The organism is Rhodopila sp., from assembly GCF_035548095.1.
Taxonomy (GTDB): domain Bacteria; phylum Pseudomonadota; class Alphaproteobacteria; order Acetobacterales; family Acetobacteraceae; genus Rhodopila.
Genome location: NZ_DASZUV010000023.1, coordinates 82,180 through 98,319, shown reverse-complemented (window position 1 = coordinate 98,319; position 16,140 = coordinate 82,180). Strand labels below are relative to the sequence as shown.

17 protein-coding genes and 1 tRNA gene are annotated in these 16,140 nt (G+C 65.6%); 6 read left to right on the top strand and 12 right to left on the bottom strand.

Features of this window, described 5'->3' with window-relative positions; all coding sequences use genetic code 11:
- Nucleotides 1-12: 12 nt before the first annotated feature.
- Together VHC04_RS17610 and VHC04_RS17605 are read left to right on the top strand one after the other, a co-directional pair.
- On the top strand, nucleotides 13-735 hold the full coding sequence (locus VHC04_RS17610) for a ComF family protein (protein WP_325683675.1): 723 nt from the start codon (nucleotides 13-15) through the stop codon (nucleotides 733-735).
- A 169-nt stretch (nucleotides 736-904) separates the two neighbouring features.
- Nucleotides 905-2,347: a protein adenylyltransferase SelO gene (locus VHC04_RS17605; protein WP_325683673.1), complete on the top strand. Its 1,443-nt coding sequence runs from the start codon at nucleotides 905-907 to the stop codon at nucleotides 2,345-2,347.
- Nucleotides 2,348-2,387: 40 nt separating this feature from the next.
- On the opposite strand, the gene VHC04_RS17600 is transcribed toward VHC04_RS17605, so the two are convergent.
- The 5 genes from VHC04_RS17600 to VHC04_RS17580 all read right to left on the bottom strand — a co-directional run bounded on the left by VHC04_RS17600 (nucleotide 2,388) and on the right by VHC04_RS17580 (nucleotide 8,044).
- Complete coding sequence (locus VHC04_RS17600) at nucleotides 2,388-3,515, bottom strand: CaiB/BaiF CoA transferase family protein (RefSeq protein WP_325683671.1); 1,128 nt, start codon at nucleotides 3,513-3,515, stop codon at nucleotides 2,388-2,390.
- 131 nt (nucleotides 3,516-3,646) lie between these two features.
- Complete coding sequence (locus VHC04_RS17595) at nucleotides 3,647-5,260, bottom strand: cyclohexanecarboxylate-CoA ligase (protein WP_325683669.1); 1,614 nt, start codon at nucleotides 5,258-5,260, stop codon at nucleotides 3,647-3,649.
- Between the two features lie 28 nt (nucleotides 5,261-5,288).
- Entirely contained in the window at nucleotides 5,289-6,455 is a 1,167-nt protein-coding gene (locus tag VHC04_RS17590) for an acyl-CoA dehydrogenase family protein (RefSeq protein WP_325683667.1), read from the bottom strand.
- A gap of 18 nt (nucleotides 6,456-6,473) precedes the next feature.
- The gene (gene badI / locus VHC04_RS17585) at nucleotides 6,474-7,256 is read right to left on the bottom strand and encodes a 2-ketocyclohexanecarboxyl-CoA hydrolase (protein ID WP_325683665.1); all 783 of its coding nucleotides are present in this window, start codon (nucleotides 7,254-7,256) and stop codon (nucleotides 6,474-6,476) included.
- Between the two features lie 20 nt (nucleotides 7,257-7,276).
- Entirely contained in the window at nucleotides 7,277-8,044 is a 768-nt protein-coding gene (locus tag VHC04_RS17580) for an SDR family NAD(P)-dependent oxidoreductase (RefSeq protein ID WP_325683663.1), read from the bottom strand.
- 59 nt (nucleotides 8,045-8,103) lie between these two features.
- Here VHC04_RS17580 and VHC04_RS17575 point away from each other — a divergent pair, with 59 nt between their 5' ends.
- The 4 genes from VHC04_RS17575 (at nucleotide 8,104) to VHC04_RS17560 (ending at nucleotide 11,436) form a co-directional block, all read left to right on the top strand.
- Nucleotides 8,104-8,640 carry a MarR family winged helix-turn-helix transcriptional regulator gene (locus tag VHC04_RS17575; protein WP_325683661.1) on the top strand — a complete coding sequence of 179 codons (537 nt, stop codon included), beginning with the start codon at nucleotides 8,104-8,106 and terminating at the stop codon, nucleotides 8,638-8,640.
- A 154-nt stretch (nucleotides 8,641-8,794) separates the two neighbouring features.
- A complete protein-coding gene (locus VHC04_RS17570) occupies nucleotides 8,795-9,568 on the top strand; it encodes an alpha/beta fold hydrolase (protein ID WP_325683659.1) in 774 nt (257 codons plus the stop codon).
- 18 nt (nucleotides 9,569-9,586) lie between these two features.
- A complete protein-coding gene (locus VHC04_RS17565; protein WP_325683657.1) occupies nucleotides 9,587-10,780 on the top strand; it encodes an LLM class flavin-dependent oxidoreductase in 1,194 nt (397 codons plus the stop codon).
- A complete protein-coding gene (locus VHC04_RS17560; RefSeq protein WP_325683655.1) occupies nucleotides 10,777-11,436 on the top strand; it encodes a leucine-rich repeat domain-containing protein in 660 nt (219 codons plus the stop codon). The genes VHC04_RS17565 and VHC04_RS17560 overlap by 4 nt, the downstream gene beginning before the upstream one ends.
- A gap of 71 nt (nucleotides 11,437-11,507) precedes the next feature.
- On the opposite strand, the gene VHC04_RS17555 is transcribed toward VHC04_RS17560, so the two are convergent.
- The 7 genes from VHC04_RS17555 to VHC04_RS17525 all read right to left on the bottom strand — a co-directional run bounded on the left by VHC04_RS17555 (nucleotide 11,508) and on the right by VHC04_RS17525 (nucleotide 16,127).
- A complete protein-coding gene (locus VHC04_RS17555; protein WP_325683653.1) occupies nucleotides 11,508-12,005 on the bottom strand; it encodes a hypothetical protein in 498 nt (165 codons plus the stop codon).
- Between the two features lie 11 nt (nucleotides 12,006-12,016).
- Nucleotides 12,017-12,367: a hypothetical protein gene (locus tag VHC04_RS17550; RefSeq protein ID WP_325683651.1), complete on the bottom strand. Its 351-nt coding sequence runs from the start codon at nucleotides 12,365-12,367 to the stop codon at nucleotides 12,017-12,019.
- Nucleotides 12,364-12,651 (bottom strand): toxin-antitoxin system TumE family protein, encoded by a 288-nt coding sequence (locus VHC04_RS17545; RefSeq protein ID WP_325683649.1) that lies wholly within the window; start codon nucleotides 12,649-12,651, stop codon nucleotides 12,364-12,366. The genes VHC04_RS17550 and VHC04_RS17545 overlap by 4 nt, the downstream gene beginning before the upstream one ends.
- A 360-nt stretch (nucleotides 12,652-13,011) precedes the next feature.
- Nucleotides 13,012-13,101, bottom strand: a tRNA-Ser gene (locus tag VHC04_RS17540).
- A gap of 72 nt (nucleotides 13,102-13,173) precedes the next feature.
- On the bottom strand, nucleotides 13,174-14,451 hold the full coding sequence (locus tag VHC04_RS17535; protein WP_325683647.1) for a beta-ketoacyl-ACP synthase: 1,278 nt from the start codon (nucleotides 14,449-14,451) through the stop codon (nucleotides 13,174-13,176).
- Between the two features lie 13 nt (nucleotides 14,452-14,464).
- The gene (locus tag VHC04_RS17530; RefSeq protein WP_325683645.1) at nucleotides 14,465-15,664 is read right to left on the bottom strand and encodes a beta-ketoacyl-ACP synthase; all 1,200 of its coding nucleotides are present in this window, start codon (nucleotides 15,662-15,664) and stop codon (nucleotides 14,465-14,467) included.
- The gene (locus tag VHC04_RS17525; protein ID WP_325683643.1) at nucleotides 15,654-16,127 is read right to left on the bottom strand and encodes a 3-hydroxyacyl-ACP dehydratase FabZ family protein; all 474 of its coding nucleotides are present in this window, start codon (nucleotides 16,125-16,127) and stop codon (nucleotides 15,654-15,656) included. The genes VHC04_RS17530 and VHC04_RS17525 overlap by 11 nt, the downstream gene beginning before the upstream one ends.
- Nucleotides 16,128-16,140: the final 13 nt, after the last annotated feature.

Genomic DNA, 16,140 nt, shown 5'->3' with positions numbered 1-16,140 from the left:
CGCGCGGTAGGCGTGGCGGCGCTGGATGCGCTGCTGCCGCCGAGTTGCCTGGTCTGCCAGGCGGAGGTCGGAGTCCATGGGGCCTTGTGTGCCGGCTGTTTCGCACGGGCCGGCTTCATCACGGCACCATTCTGCGCCCGCTGCGGCGTGCCGTTCATGGCGGAAGGTCAGGGTGGCACGGACGGTCTGTGCGGCGCCTGTCGGGACCGGCAGCCTGTCTTCCGGCAGGCGCGGGGAGCGCTACGCTACGATGACTTTGCCCGCCGGGTGCTTTTGCCGTTCAAGCACGCCGACCGCACCGAGATGGCCGAGGTACTGGTGCCGATGATGCGGCGGGCGGGGGCCGAGCTGCTGGCGCGGGCCGACATCGTGGTCCCGGTGCCGCTGCATCGCCGCCGCCTGTTTACACGGCGCTATAACCAGGCAGCGATTCTCGCGCGGGCGCTGGGCCGGCGCGGCGGACCCCCGGTGCTGCTGGATGCGCTGGCGCGGCGGCGCCAGACCGCCTCGCTCGACCACAAGAGCGCCGACGAGCGCGTGGCGGCGCTGGAGGGGGTCATCGTGGTGCGGCCTGCGCGTCGCGCGGCGATTGGCGGTCGAAGCATCGTGCTGATCGACGATGTGATGACGTCTGGCGCGACCGCCAACGCCTGTGCCACGGCGCTGCTGGGGGCGGGCGCCACGGCGGTCGACGTGCTGGTGGCGGCGCGGGTGCCGGATCCGCGGTTGGAATGATCCGCCGCCCTCCTGCCTTGCGCCGATGCGTCGCGCCGCCAATGTAAGCATCATCCGGAGGAGTTCCGCAGGTGCGGAGGCGGTGACATGATGCGATTTCAACGACTGCCATTCCAACGACTGCCGCGCGGACTGTCATGGTCCCTTCCACGAAAGACTGCGTAGTCTCATGCAGATCCCGTTCGACAACAGTTACGCGAGGCTTCCCGCGCGCTTCTACGCCCGCATCGATCCCACGCCGGTGGCGGAGCCGCGGCTCGTGCGGATCAACCGGGGGCTGGCCGAGACGCTGGGTCTCGATCCGGACGCGCTGGCCAGTCAGGACGGCGTGGCTGCGCTGGCCGGCAACGCGGTGCCGCGTGGTGCCGAACCGCTGGCCCAGGCCTACGCAGGCCATCAGTTCGGCCATTTCGTCCCGCAACTCGGCGATGGCCGCGCCTGCCTGCTGGGCGAGGTGATCGGCGGGGACGGGCAGCGGCGCGACATCCAGTTGAAGGGATCGGGACCGACCCCGTTCTCCCGCAATGGCGACGGCCGTGCGGCGGTGGGACCAGCGTTGCGGGAATATCTGATCAGTGAAGCCATGGCGGCGCTGGGTATTCCCACAACGCGCTCGCTGGCGGCGGTGACGACCGGCGAGAAGGTGTACCGCGAAACGATCCTGCCCGGTGCGGTGCTGACCCGTGTTGCCGCCAGTCATATCCGCGTCGGCACCTTCCAGTATTTCGCTGCCCGTGGCGATGAGGAAGCGGTGCGCCTGCTCGCTGATCACGCCATCGCCCGGCACTATCCGGCAGCCGAGGGCTCGTATCGCCGCTTCCTGGATGCGGTGATCGCCGCCCAGGCCGATCTGGTGGCGCAATGGCTGCTGGTGGGCTTCATCCACGGCGTAATGAATACCGATAACTGCGCGATCTCGGGCGAAACGATCGACTATGGGCCTTGCGCCTTCATGGATGCGTACGATCCAGCAACGGTGTTCAGCTCGATCGACCATGCCGGCCGGTATGCATACGGCAACCAGGGTCGGATCGTGCTGTGGAACCTGGCGCGGCTGGCCGAGACGCTGATGGCGCAACTGCCTGGCGGTGAGGCGGAGGCGCGGGACGCGCTGGGCGCCTTTCCGGCGCGCTTCCAGGAAGCATATTTCGGCGGCCTGCGTCGGAAGATCGGTCTTGGATCGGAGGTACGGCAGGGCGACGACGACCTGGCACAGGACCTGTTGCGGCTGATGGCAGAGCACCGGGCCGATTTCACGCTGACATTCCGGCGGCTGGCTGACGCGGCGGCGGGCGATGCGACGATGCTGCGTGGCATGTTCGGTGACGGCGGGGGCATCGACGCGTGGCAGGCGCGGTGGCAGGCGCGGCTGGCGGGGCGGGACCCGGCGTCGGTCGTTGTGGCTCTGAAAGCGGCCAACCCGTTGTTCATTCCGCGCAACCATCTGGTGGAAGCCGCCCTGAAGGCGGCTGTCGAAGCCCAGGATTACGGCCCGTTCGAGGAACTTCTCGGCGTGATCTCCCGCCCGTTCCACGATGATGCCGGTCCGGAACGGTTTACCTTGCCTGCGCGGGAGGAAGAGCGGGTGTTGCAGACGTTCTGCGGGACGTAGGCCGGCGCCGCATCGCCGGCCCTGGCTCACCGTGCAGCCACTATCCTCGGAACTCCCGCCGGATCGTTTCGCTCTGCTCCCCGACCGCCGGCACCGGACCCAGTGCCAGCGCCTCGTTAGACTTGATCACCGCCGGCGCGACGATCTCCGCCGTGCCGCCGCCGGGCACGCGAACCGGGGTACGCCGCAGCGCCGGGTGGTGGCTCAGCGCCGCCAGGTCGTTCACGAACCCGTAGGCCGTGTTGGCCGCCCGCAGCTTCGCGGCCGCCTGGTCGCGGGTCAGCGTGACGAACATTTCGGCCACGCGCGCATCCACCGTGGCGCGGTTGGCGACGCGGACATTGTTGCTCTCAAAGCCGGGCTGTTTCGGCAGGTCGGGGGCGTCCAGGAAAGCCGCGCAGAACTGTGCCCATTCGCGTTCGTTCTGGATTGAGATCAATACCAGCGCGCCGTCCCTGGTGGGGAAGGCGCCATAGGGGCAGATCGACGGATGCGCCAGGCCCAGGCGCTGCGGGGCCTTGCCGGTGCCTTCAAAATACAGCAGCGGCACGTTCATCCAATCGGCGACCGCATCGAACAGGCTGATCTTCAGACCCTTGCCCCTGCCGGTGATGCCGCGCTCGATCAACGCCTCCAGCACACCGGTATAGGCGTTCATGCCGCAGCCGATATCGGCGATAGAGACACCGACGCGGCCCGGCCCCTCCGGCCGGCCCGTCACCATCGCCAGCCCGGATTCCGCCTGCACCAGCAGGTCGTATGCCTTCATCGAGGCATAATCGCCGGTATCGCCGTAGCCGGAGATGTCCACGGTGATCAGGCGCGGATGCTTCGCCCGCAATGCGTCGGAGCCGAAGCCGGAGCGCGCCGCCGCGCCGGGAGCCAGGTTCTGGATGAACACGTCCGCCTTTTGCAGAATCCGGTGCAGCAACGCCGCGTCGTCGGGCTTCTTGATGTCGGCGACCAGGCTTTCCTTGCCACGGTTCAGCCAGACGAAATAGCTGGAGGACCCTTGTACCGCACTGTCATAGCCGCGCGCGAAGTCGCCCTCGGCCCGCTCGATCTTGATCACCCGCGCGCCCGCATCGGCAAGGCGGGAGGCGCAGTAGGGGGCGGCGACGGCCTGTTCGAGGGAAACGACGAGCAGTCCCGCCAGCGGCTTGGTCATGGGGTCGGGGTCCTTGGTGACGCAAAAACAGGGGTGACGCAAAAACAGGGGTGACGCAAAAACAGGCCGGAAAGGACCACGAGTGGCATGGGCGAGGCAATCCCCCAGCTGAATCCCCGACAAAAGGGCTGCTATGACGCCTCCCGCACGATCTCCCGCAGCCGGAATTTCTGTACCTTGCCGCTGGGCGTGCGGGGCAGATCGGCGACGACCTCCAGCCGCTCCGGCATGTATTGCCGCGCCATCTGCTGGGCTTGCAGATAGGCCGTCATATCGGACAGGCTGAAGCTGGCACCCTCCCGCAGGCGAACGAAGGCGCAGGCCCGTTCACCCAACCGCGGATCGGGGTAGCCCACAATGGCGACTTCCGCGATGGCGGGATGGCGGTAGAGCAGGTTTTCCACCTCCACCACCGGAATGTTCTCGCCACCGCGGATAATGATGTCCTTCGCGCGGCCGGCGATGCGGATATAGCCGTCCGCGTCGATGCGGGCGATGTCGCCGGTATCGAACCACCCCTCGGTATCGATGCCGGCCAGGTCCGGCCGCTTCAGATAGCCGACGAAGTTGGAGCAGCCCCGAACCTGCAGCAGCCCCTCGGTGCCGGGCGGTGCCGGCTGGCCATCCGCGTCCACCACGCGTACCGCCATCCCGGGCAGGGCGCAGCCATCGGAATTGACGGTCTTGTCCTCGGGGTCATCCAGCAGGGTGGTGGTGACCGCGCCGTTCTCCGACATGCCCCAGGCCGAAATCACCGTCGCCCCCAGCGCCGCTTGTGCCCGCCCGACCAAGGCGCGTGGGATGGGCGCGCCGGCCGAGACGAAGACCCGGAGCGACGGCGTGGCCGTACCGGTCCGCTCCGCATGCTCCGTCAGGTCATTCAGGAATGGTGTGGCGCCCATGGTGAAACTGGCGCCGGTCCGGGCGATCTGGCGTGCCATTTCGGGCGCGGTGAAAATATCCTGCAGGACGGCGGTGCAGCCCAGCATCGCCGGCAGCACGACGCCGTACATGAACCCGAGCTGGTGGGCGAGCGGTGAGGGCATATGGATCACGTCGTCGACTCGCAGGCGCAGCCGTTCCGCAAAGGGCGCCAGGTTGGACAGCATCGTGTTGGAGGTGTGTATCACCCCTTTCGGTTCGCCGGTCGTGCCGCTAGTGTACAGAAGCTGGATCACATCGTCCGGTGACAGCGCGGCATCCCGTTCCACGGGTTTGCCTTGCAGCAGCGCATCGAAGGCGTTCGGCCCGGCACCGCCGGCGACGAAGACATGCGTCAGGGCCGGCAGGTCGGGGCGGATACCGGCTGTCATCGCCGGATAATCGAAACCGCGGAACCGGTCCGGCACCACCAGAACCTTGGTTTCCGCCAGGCCGAGCATGAACCGCAGCTCGCGTTCACGGAAGATGACCATCAGCGGGTTGCTGACCGCGCCCAGCTTCAGACAGGCCAGGTGCAGGACGGTGAACTCCCACCAGTTCGGCAGCTGGAACGACACGACATCGCCGTGTCCGACGCCCAGCGCCCGCAAAGATCCGGCGACGCGCCGTGCCCTGTCGTCCAGGTCCCGGTAGCTCAACCGTGCCTCGGTCATGTCCTCCGCGCGAAATGCGATGACGGCCGGCTTGTCCGGCGTCGCCACCACCGCTCGTGCCAAGTGATCGCGCAACGTTTCGTCGAACCAATAGCCTGCGGCGCGCATCGCGGGCCGGCGCTGCAGCAGCAATGTGCGGTCGAACTCCATGAATCCGTCTCCCTGCCGTTTTGTATCATTATCGTTGCGCGAGATGTTGCACCGTGGCCTTGCCAGCGCGTTCGCGCGCGACGATCATCTTCATGATCTGCGCGGTGCCGTCGCCAATCTCCAACCCCATCACGTCCCGCAGGCGCTGCTGGTGCGGCAGATCCAGCGACCATCCGTAATGGCCATGGATCAGCAGGCATTGATGGATCGTATCGACCGCGGTTTTCGGACCCAGCCATTTGCACATTGCCGCCTCGGCGGTATGCGGCATGTTATCATCACGTAATCGCAATGTATGATAGCAGAGCTGGCGCACCGCCGCGACCAGACCCTCGGCCTCGGCCAACGGGAAACTGACACCCTGATATTGTGCGATCGGCGCGCCAAAGGCCTGGCGTTCCACGACATAGGCCCAGCTTTCATCCAACGACGCCTGAGCCGCCCCGATCACCTGCAGGCCAATCAGTGCCCGGCTGTAATCGAACCCCTGCATCACCTGGACGAAGCCCATCCCTTCGTCGGCCAGGCGGTGCGATACTGGAATGCGCACATCGTCGAAGAAAATGGAGCCGCGGCCGACGCATTTGCTGCCCAGGTCGTCGAAGCGCGTGGTGGTGATGCCTTGCGTGTCCATCGGCACCAGGAAGGCGGTTATACCACGCGCGCCGCTGCCGGCCGCGCCGGTGCGGGCGAACACCACTGCCACGTCCGCCTGATCCGCCATGCTGATCGAGGATTTTTCGCCGTTCAGGCGATAGACATCGCCATCGGGCCTGGCTGAGAGTATCAGGTTGGCGGCATCCGATCCGCCGCGCGGCTCGGTCAGGGCGAGGCATGGCAGCGCCTCTCCTGCAACGATACGCGGCAGCCATTCGGCGGCGAGGGCAGGGGCGGCGTAGCGGGCAATAATCTGCCCGCTCAGGGAGGCCAGCAACGGGACATAGGCAACGTTCAGGTCGGCATAGCCGATCGCTTCCATGATCACGCCGACCGTCACTGCGGGCTCACCCATACCACCGAACCGGTCAGGCAGGTCGGCGCCGATCAGGCCCAGGGCACCCATCTGCCGGATCAGCGCGCGATCGATCCGGCCCTCCTGCTCGCGGGCCATGTAGCCTGGAGCGATCTTCTCCCGGGCGATGCGGCGCGCGGTGTCCTGGAAGGCGCGCTGCGTGTCGGTCAGGCCGGCCGGCATGGGTGCGTCCCCCCTTATTTATATCTGATGCTTGCGGAAGTCCGGCTTGCGCTTTTCGTTGAATGCGCGAACGCCTTCCCTTGACTCATCGCTGGCGTAATACATCGACAGCGCCTGCATCCCCATGCCGCCGATACCGCGGATATTGTCGGTATCGGCGTTGAAGGACCGTTTCGCGATGGCGATGGCAGTGGGGCTGCGTTCCAGGATCTCAGCGCACCATTTCGCCACTTCGGCGTCGAGCTGGTCGTGCGGAACGACGGTATTGACCAGACCCATCGCCATTGCTTCGGCGGCGGTGTAGCGGCGGCACAGATACCAGATCTCCCGCGCCCTCTTTTCACCCACGATACGGGCCAGATAGGCGGTGCCGAAGCCGGGATCGACGGAACCGACCTTGGGACCGACCTGGCCGAACTGTGCCTTTTCCGAAGCAATGGTCAGGTCGCAGAGTGTCGCGAGTACGTTGCCGCCGCCGATCGCGTACCCCTGTACGCGGGCAATGACCGGTTTCGGCACGTCACGGATGATGCTTTGCAGTTCCTCCACCGGCAGGCCGATCAGGCCGCGGCCGTCATAATTGCCGCTATGCGCCGACTGGTCGCCGCCGGTGCAGAAGGCCCGGTCGCCGGCGCCGGTCAGGACGATCACGCCGATCGCCTTGTTCCAGCCTGCAGTGTTGAAGGCGTGGATCAGTTCCTCGCATGTCTTGCCGCGGAATGCGTTCAGCACGGCCGGACGGTTGATGGTGATGGTGGCAACGCCGTCCCTGGCTTCGTACAGGATGTCCTCGTACTGCATGACTATCGATCCTCTCCTCCTCAGCCGGCCATCGTCAGGCCACCGGAGACGCTGAGCACCTGGCCGGTGATGAAGGCGGCATCGTCGCTGGCAAAGAACAGGATGGCGCCCGGCAGGTCCTCGGGTTCGCCGATCCGGCCCATCGGCACGGCACGTCGGAATGCGTCTTCCAGCTTTTCCGGGTTGCCGGCACCCTTCTTGTATTCCGCGAACAGGTTGGTGTTGGTCGCGCCCGGACAGACCACGTTGAAGGTCAGGCCGGCGCGTGCATGTTCCCGCGCCAGGGTCTTCGACAAGCCCAGCATGCCGGCCTTGCAGGCCGCATAGACCGCTTCACCCGAGGAGCCGACACGGGCGGCGTCGGAGGCGATGCTGACCACCCGGCCGGCGCGGCGCCGCAGCATGCCTGGCAGCACGACATGCGTCATGTTCAGCGGTCCGATCAGGTTGATGGCAATCAGCTTCTGCCAATCGGCCGGTGTGGTGTCCTTGAACAGGCGGAAGACGTCCCAGCCGGCATTGTTCACCAGCACGGTCACCGGGCCGAGCGCGGCCTCGGCGGCGGCGACGGCGGTCTCGACCGCCTCATGGTCGGTGATGTCACAGGCGAAGGCCCGGGCGACACCGCCAGCTTCCTCGATGGCGCCAGCCACGGACTTGGCCGTGGCTTCGTTGATGTCGAACACCGCCACCTTGGCGCCTTCCTGGGCGAAGCGGTGACAGGTCGCGCTGCCGATGCCACCGCCACCGCCAGTGACGATCACGACTTTGTCCTTCAGGCCCCGCATGAGCTGAATCCTCCCTGCCGCTGTGAAGAGGCTTGTGCCCCGGTCGATATGACAATATCTTGATATATGTTCTGAAGTATGACAAGGCATTGATGGATCAACCGGCGCATATCTCTCCACCGCGTGCCGAGGAGAGTCGGTTCGACGTCGCTAACCGGTTGTTTTTTCGGCTGTACCAGGCGTCAAACCTGCTGCATAAAACCGGCACCCGAGCGGTGGCGCGCCATGGCGCGACGACGCAGCAATGGGCAGTGCTGGGGGCGCTGGCGCGTCCGGCGGTGCGAGCACAAGGGTGCTCGGTGAAAGACCTGATCGCTTTCCTGATGGTCAGCCGGCAAAACCTGACCGCCGTGCTGGACCGGCTGGAGCAGGCCGGCCTTGTCGAGCGGGTGCGCGTCTCCGGTGACGGGCGGAAGCGGCATGTGCGCTTGACAGACACCGGCACGCGGATGTGGGCCGCGATGCAGGAGCCGATCCGGCTGTATTACGAAAGTGCCCTGGCCGGCTTCTCGGATACCGAGTGCGTAACCTTGTTCCGTCTGCTGGATCGTCTGCGGGGCAGCCTGGCTTGCATCGCCGGTGCCGAGGTGGCGTAGGGATACTCTGCGACCTGGCCGTCTCGGGGGCCGGGCTTTTTTCCCGCTGACATCCCGTCGGCTTCCGGCCGTGCGATCCGTGTGCATGCCGCCCCCGCGTTGCCCCCGGCTTGAACCCGCGTAAACTCCGGCCAACGGCAAAGGAGGAAACAGCATGGGCCGGTCTGTCACTGTCCGCGGCGTCACGCTGGACATCGAGGAAAGGGGGCAGGGACGCCCGCTGTTGTTCCTGCACCCGGGCGAGGGCCTGCAGGCCAATCGCCCCTGGATCGATCGCCTGGCAGAGCACCACCGTGTGATCGCGCCGAATCACCCCGGCTTTGGCGGATCGGCGCTGCCCGACTGGATCGGATCGGTGGATGACCTGGCCTATCTTTATCTGGATCTTGCGCAGCAACTCGACCTGCGCGAGGCGGTGTTGGCCGGCGCCTGCTTCGGCGGCTGGATTGCCGCGGAAATCGCTGTGCGCAACACCGGACGCTTTGCCGGGTTGCTGCTGATCGACCCGCTGGGCATCAAGGTCGGCGGCGTGCTGGAGCGGGATATCGTCGACATGCACGCCATCCCGCGCAGCACGTTCATGCGCCTCGCCTGGGCCGATCCGGCGAGAGGAGAGATCGACTATACGCGGCTTCCCGATACCGAGTTGGCCGCCATCGCGCGCGGGCGGGAGGCGTTGGCCGTGTTCGGCTGGAAGCCTTACATGCACAATCCACGGCTGAAGCGCTGGCTGCACCGGATCGATATCCCGACCCACATCCTGTGGGGCGAGCAGGATGGCATTGTGACGATCGCCTATGGCGACGCCTGGAAAGCCGAAATCCCCGGCGCCACCATGAGGACGATCCCCGATGCCGGCCACTACCCGCATTGGGAGCAGCCCGACCTCTTCGCCGCGTGTGTCCGCGGCTTCACCGAACGGCTCTGATCCGGGAGATTCTTTGCAATGCGCACCTGGTATTTCTCCGAAATGGCCTACCATCCGGCGTGGCAGAAGGGGCTGGAGCGCGGCTCCCTGCGGGTGAATTTTCCAAACGAGATCATCGATCCGGTCGAGGCCGGCACGCTGCTGAACCGCTACCTGGACGAGTTCGCCCTGTGCGATGAGGTCGGCCTGGACATCATGGTGAACGAGCATCACAGCACTGCCACCTGCATGACCGTCTCGGTTCCCATGGCCTTGGCTGTGATTGCACGTGAAACCAGAAAGTCGCGGCTGCTGACGCTGGGGAATCCGATCGCCAACCGGCCCGACCCGGTCCGTGTCGCTGAAGAAATGGCGTGGTTGGACTGCCTGTCCGGCGGGCGGCTGGAAATGGGCCTGGTGAAGGGCGCGCCATACGAGATTCATCCGGCCAACTCCAACCCCGGCCGGCTGATGCGCCGCTACTGGGAGGCGCATGACCTGATCCTGAAGGCGCTGTCCACACATGACGGCCCGTTCTCTTGGGAAGGCGAGTATTTCCAATATCGCGCGGTGAATATCTGGCCGCGGCCGATCCAGCAGCCGCATCCGCCGGTGTGGATGACCGGCATGAGCGTGGAGACCGGAATCCTGGCGGCGGAGCGCGGCCACGTGGTGGGCACGCTGCTGTCCGGCGGTCTGGCCAAGCCGATGTACGATGCCTATCGCAAGCGCGCCCGTGAGCTGGGACGGGAGGCGACGGCCGACCGCTTCGCCTATGCCGCCATCGTCGGTGTCGGGCAGACGCGTGATGAAGGGCTGCGCCGTGCCAATCAGATCGCCGACTATGTGCGGACCGCGCCGGTGGTGGCGGAGCCGTTCACCAACCCGCCGGGCTACAACTCGATCGGCGCCAATGTCGCGATGCTGAAGGCAGGCCCTCGCGCCCATCGCCTTGTGACCGACCGCGACGGCGTGCCGATCGACCATCGCACCGCCACGGTGCAGCAGTTCATGGATACGGAAACCGTGTTCGCCGGCACGCCGGACGATGTGTTCAACCAGTTGAAGGCGTTCAACACCCGGATGGGTGGTGTCGGGCACCTGCTGTTCTTCGGCCAGGGCGGCTACCTGTCGCACCAGGATGCGAAGGAGAATATCCGCCTGTTCGGCCAGGAGGTCGCTCCTCGCCTGCTGGAATTGGGCGCGCCCGAGGAAGCGGCGGCGGCCGAGTGAGCGGCGCGCGGCCAACCGAGCAGAAGCCCGCGGAACGCAGGTTGGAGCGGCTGCCTTTAGCGGAACTGCCGCCGCTGGAGACGCTGACGCAGGTCGAGCGGTTGTTCCTGACCCGGACGCCGCTTGCCGACCTGTCGCCTCTGCGTGGCCTGCATCGGCTGCGGGTGCTGGGGTTGAAGCTGACACGGGTGACGGACCTGTCGCCATTGGCGGAGATGGCGGGACTGGAAAGCCTGATCCTGTCCTTCACGCCGGTCCGGGACGTGACGCCGTTGGCGGGATTGCGCAACCTGCGGAGCCTGTACCTGACCGGCTGCGGCGTGTCCGATATCGCGCCCCTGGCCACGCTGACCATGCTGGAGAGGCTGGATCTGGGTGGTACCGACGTCGCGGATCTGCGTCCGCTGGCGGAGCTGCGTCGTCTGGCCAGCCTGCAGCTTTCCAGTACACGGGTAACCGACCTGTCGCCGCTGGCCGGCCTGACGGGGCTACAGGTGCTGGAGGCGGGTGATACGGCGGTCGATGATTTATCACCGCTGGCAGGTCTGCCCGCGCTGCGCCGGCTGGATGTAAGAGGCACGAAGGTGACGCGGGTGCCGGAACTGCCCGGTTGCGAGATTGTCTCCGCGGCGACGTTTCGGCGGCGGCGCGGGTAGGGGTGGCGGATGCAGCGTGATGAAGATGGGCCCTATGTCTACGCCATAGCCCTATGACCAGTCGGTGCCTGTCAGGTCTCAATGACCTTATGAGCGAAAAGCTGTCGTTCGAAGTCGCCAAGTGAAAACTTACTCCAGTCGCGGATGCTGTCCTCGACCAAGCGCATCAACGCTGAGGCAGTGACCAGGTTAGCGCTTCGGATGCCGCCGACGAACCTCGAATAGACAGTCGATGTCTTCGTGCGAAGTTCTCGCGTTGCCCCTCGGAGCTGCGTTTCACTCGGAACTCGGCCAATATGCACGCAGACCTTCGCGTAGTCTTCGAAGACCTCGGCATCTTCAAACCGTTGGGTTAGCGTATTTGGTTGGAGGCCGGCGGCCTCTGCCAGTTCCGAGTAGCCGCCTTTCCAGAAGTGGTGCCTGACATCCTTGCGCGGGATGCCGCACATTTTATCGAACTCTGCCTCTCCTGGCGTTCTGTCCAGCTTGGCCGCGCAAGCTCGAAAGAGTTCGATTACTTCCTCGCGGGTTCGCCGCCTTGTTGATACTCTGCTCGTGCTGCTAGCCATGCTTCGTGGTCTCAGATTGCGATTTTGGTTTCGATCACATCATAATCCGCCTGCACGCCGCCATCAGTGGTATCGAGAAGCCCTGCCGCCGTGAGCGCCTGAACATCAGCGTGAACATTGCTGTAGTCGCGCCCCAGCGCTTTCGCGAGCGATCGCACACTGCTCACCTTATGCCGGCGGACGTAGTGCAATAGTTCCATTCGCTTGCCTGTCATGACGCGGGCGAGAGCATCCCAACTCTCGAAGGCGAGATGACGCTCTTGGAAAGTCTCCCCATGTTCCGCGCGGTGCCAAGCATTCACGAACCGCCGTGAAGCTTCTTCCTCCATTGCGCCGCCGACCGTGATCTTCACATCGCTCATCTGCTACCTCGCAAGGTCCCTACGTCGGACCAAAAATCAGCCATCAGCTGCTCGACGCTGGTGAACGCATAGGCGGTCTCCGTGCCTTGAAAATGCCGATGATCGCCTTTCCCGCGTTCATTGTCGTATCCCACCTCACGAACGCCTGGACGACCGTAGAACAGCGAATACTTCAGTCCATGGACGGACGGTGGCACAGGCGACGGTACGCGCCATAACACCATCTCCACGATCGCACCGTCGTCGTAATCGATGCGCTGGTGGAAGAGCAGTTCGGCCTTCATTTCAGGGGTTGGTAATGGTATGGTTTACCATATGGTGTCAATAGCCATAATGATTGCGTTGGATAGGGTCACGGTCACGTGAGCGTGGTAGGGGGGCCATTGGAAGAACGGCAGGGGAAAAGCGACGCCATCTTGCGCTCGCAGTGGATTGCTCGACCGCACGCTAGCCTGAGCATATTGCCCGATGACCTTTACATTCCGATCGAGCCTTGGCCTCGTATCGGTCGGCCGGCGAAACACGACCTATCGGCTTGGACGGTCACGATTGGCCCAACCCAGTGCCGATCACAGACGCAGACGCTGACCGCTGCGGCCGGCGCAAAGCCGGCTACGTCCGGCGTGCCCAGTTTTGTTCCGAAGTGGCGGACGGAGTGAGATTCGAACTCACGGTACGCTTGCACGTACGGCGGTTTTCAAGACCGCTGCCTTAAACCACTCGGCCATCCGTCCTTGCGGACGCACCTTAGCCACGCCGCTTTCCCAGGATCAAGCGACGCCGTCGGCGCTCACTACGCGTCACACTCAGTCAGCCGCGCCAATCACCAGGCACACATTCTGGCCGCCAAACCCGAAGGAGTTGGAGATCGCATGTTCAACCTCGCAGGCTCGCGCCACGTTCGGCACGCAATCTACTGGCAACGCCGGGTCCGGCGTCTCATAGTTGATAGTCGGCGGCAGAACGCCGTGCTTCAGCGAGAGCACGGTAAAGATCGCCTCCACCGCCCCCGCCGCGGTCAGCGTATGGCCGATCATCGACTTGTTGGAGGACATCGGGATCGTCCCCGCCCGGTTGCCAAAGACGGCGGTGATGCCCACCCACTCCATCTTGTCGTTTTCCGGCGTGCCCGTGCCGTGCGCGTTGATGTAGCCGATGGCATCGGGCACCAGACCGGCATCCTCCAGCGCGCGCTGGATACACGCGATGATCGGCTTGCCGTCCGGGGACGAACGGGTGCGATGGAACCCGTCCGCGGCCTCGCCGCAGCCTTCGATGACACCCAGTACCGTGGCACCACGGGCCCGCGCTGAGGCAAGGCTCTCCAGCACCAGCGCGCCGGCGCCCTCGGCCATCACGAAACCCTCGCGGTCCTTGCTGAATGGCCGCGATGCGCCGGCCGGCGGATCGTTCCGCGTCGACAGCGCCGATAGCAAGGAAAAGCGGATGATGCTCTCCGGATTGACCGACGCATCCGTGCCAACCACCAACGCGGCATCGGTTTCGCCGCGGCGGATGGCCTCGACGCCCAGCTGGATGGCGGTGCCGCCGGTCGCACAGGCGGTCGATGCGGCGATCGGGGAGCCCTTGGTGCCGAAACGGGACGCCAGATTCTCTCCGACCGACCCGAACAGGAACCGACGATAATACGCCTCGAACCCGCCCGCCCGCGCGGCGCGCCGCAGGTCGTCGTAGCGGACTGCGTCCTTGGCCCCCGACGCGGCCGCCAACGCCTCGCGTTGCGGCCATTCCATTTCCACCGGCGGCAGTGCCAGGAACAATGGGCCAGGGAAATCACCACCAGCGCCAAGATTGGCTTCGGCGATGGCCTCCTCGACCACCAATTCCGCCAGCCGCTCCGACAAGGCTGGCGCCGAAAGTTCCGAAACCGGGATGAAATCCACGGTTCCGGCGATCGTCGTGCGCATGCCGGTGGTGGGAAAGCGGGAAATGCCACGGATGCCGGAGCGTCCCGCGGTCAGCGCCTGCCAGTTCTCCGCCTGGCCCTGGCCAAGCGAGGTGATGACACCCATGCCGGTGACGGCGACGACGGGGCGGCCCAGGTGGTCGGTAGCGGAACGCATTGTGTGTCCCCCGTTATGCCGCGGTGACCAGCGCCAGTGCCTCACCCCGCCAATGGCCCCAGGATGTCACCAGGGCCTGCGTGAGTGGGTGCTCCATCCGAGCCTCGGCCGGCTCCAGCGGATTGAACAGGCGGCGGTTCTGAACGGCCATGGCTGCCAGCGCCAGGCTTGCGGGGAAGGAGGGTTCCAATCCGTGGCCCAGCGCCGTGGCTGTGGCGCGGACCGGCAGTCCCAGCTCCGCCAGCCAGGCGGCCTCCTCCTGCGTCGCGGCGGCGACTCCGCTGGCGCCCGAGATCACCGCACAGGAAGCGCGGTCGATGTCGGTCTGGAAGGTCGCAAGCTGGGCACGCGCATTGGCCGTTGCCTGGCCGGTCTCCCGCCGGCTCCGATCGGTCCGTATCCCCGCAATGTGGCATAGCGGCTCAGCGCCCCGCGCCCTTGCATGCGCTCGGCTTTCGATCACGAGGAAGCAGCCCAAGGAGCCCAGGGCGAGGCCGCCGCCGTTCGCCTGGCGTGACCAGACCCCGGCGAACGGCGCCTCCGCCGTCAGGCGCCCCATCTCGTAATGCAGCACGACATCCGGGCGCTGGGCGTTGTAGGAACCGCCAACCAGCATCAGGTCGCCCTGGCCCGCGGCAATGCGGGCACACGCGATGCGCACGGCGTCAGCCCCGCACGCCTCCTCGCCCATGAATGTCCGGGAGGAGCCGATGACGCCATGCACGATGGAGATGTTGCCGGCCAGCAGGTTCGACAACTGCGCCAGGAACAGGGTCGGACGTATGTCGCCCAGCAGGTGCTCGTTCAGGAAGGCGCCCTTGTCGGTCGCCTGAGGCAGGCCGGACAGGATCGCCTCATCCACCGTATAATCCCGCTCGCCCCCACCGGCGGCGACGATCATGTCCATCTTGCCCAGCAGCTCTGTGTTGCCTTTCACGCCGGCAGCATCCAGGGCCAAGCCGGCCGCGAATACGCCGATCCGTTGCCACGCCTCCATCTGCCGCTGGTCGCCGCGTTTGGGGATCTGCTTGTCCAGATCCAGCGGCGCGATCGGGTGCACGATCGCGGGCGCGAAGCTGTTCGTATCCACGACGGGCCGGAAGCCCGCCGGATCGTTCAGCGCGGTCCAATGGGCCTCCACACCGCTGCCAAGGCAGGAGGCCAGACCGACACCGGTGATGACGGCGTCGCGGTCGTGGGGATCAGTCGGCATGGAACAGGGACTCCGAAACGCCGATTCTGCGAGCGGTCTCCAACATGGTTCCGCGCAGCGTGTCGTTGGGGAAGGGGACGACACCATAGCGGATTTCCGCCTCAGCGACTCTCCGGCCGTCGGTCTTGATCGCTCCTTGGATGACCGCGTAGCCGGAGCCTTCGTGCAGCAAGGTTGCTTCACCCGACAGCAACCACCCGGGCTCCACAAACGATCGCATCTTCGCCTTTTCCACCTGCATCAGGAACGGCATGCGGGCGAAGCGCATGGCGGCCAGGATCAGCCAGCCACCGGTCTGCGCCATCGTCTCGATCATCAGCACGCCGGGAAGGATCGGATGGCCCGGAAAATGCCCTTCGAACACCGGCGATTGGTCCGGGACCTGGCAGGACGTCTGGATGCGGCCGCGGTCGAGGTCAAGGTCGGTGATCCGATCGACCATCTGGAAGTATTCCAGTTGCATCAGTCCACCGTAC

Coding starts and splice junctions, on each gene's coding strand:
- VHC04_RS17605 (WP_325683673.1), top strand. CDS start 905: ATGCAGATCCCGTTCGACAACAGTTACGCGAGGCTTCCCGCGCGCTTC.
- VHC04_RS17600 (WP_325683671.1), bottom strand. CDS start 3,515: ATGACCAAGCCGCTGGCGGGACTGCTCGTCGTTTCCCTCGAACAGGCC.
- VHC04_RS17595 (WP_325683669.1), bottom strand. CDS start 5,260: ATGGAGTTCGACCGCACATTGCTGCTGCAGCGCCGGCCCGCGATGCGC.
- VHC04_RS17590 (WP_325683667.1), bottom strand. CDS start 6,455: ATGCCGGCCGGCCTGACCGACACGCAGCGCGCCTTCCAGGACACCGCG.
- badI (WP_325683665.1), bottom strand. CDS start 7,256: ATGCAGTACGAGGACATCCTGTACGAAGCCAGGGACGGCGTTGCCACC.
- VHC04_RS17580 (WP_325683663.1), bottom strand. CDS start 8,044: ATGCGGGGCCTGAAGGACAAAGTCGTGATCGTCACTGGCGGTGGCGGT.
- VHC04_RS17570 (WP_325683659.1), top strand. CDS start 8,795: ATGGGCCGGTCTGTCACTGTCCGCGGCGTCACGCTGGACATCGAGGAA.
- VHC04_RS17565 (WP_325683657.1), top strand. CDS start 9,587: ATGCGCACCTGGTATTTCTCCGAAATGGCCTACCATCCGGCGTGGCAG.
- VHC04_RS17555 (WP_325683653.1), bottom strand. CDS start 12,005: ATGGCTAGCAGCACGAGCAGAGTATCAACAAGGCGGCGAACCCGCGAG.
- VHC04_RS17550 (WP_325683651.1), bottom strand. CDS start 12,367: ATGAGCGATGTGAAGATCACGGTCGGCGGCGCAATGGAGGAAGAAGCT.
- VHC04_RS17545 (WP_325683649.1), bottom strand. CDS start 12,651: ATGAAGGCCGAACTGCTCTTCCACCAGCGCATCGATTACGACGACGGT.
- VHC04_RS17535 (WP_325683647.1), bottom strand. CDS start 14,451: ATGCGTTCCGCTACCGACCACCTGGGCCGCCCCGTCGTCGCCGTCACC.
- VHC04_RS17530 (WP_325683645.1), bottom strand. CDS start 15,664: ATGCCGACTGATCCCCACGACCGCGACGCCGTCATCACCGGTGTCGGT.
- VHC04_RS17525 (WP_325683643.1), bottom strand. CDS start 16,127: ATGCAACTGGAATACTTCCAGATGGTCGATCGGATCACCGACCTTGAC.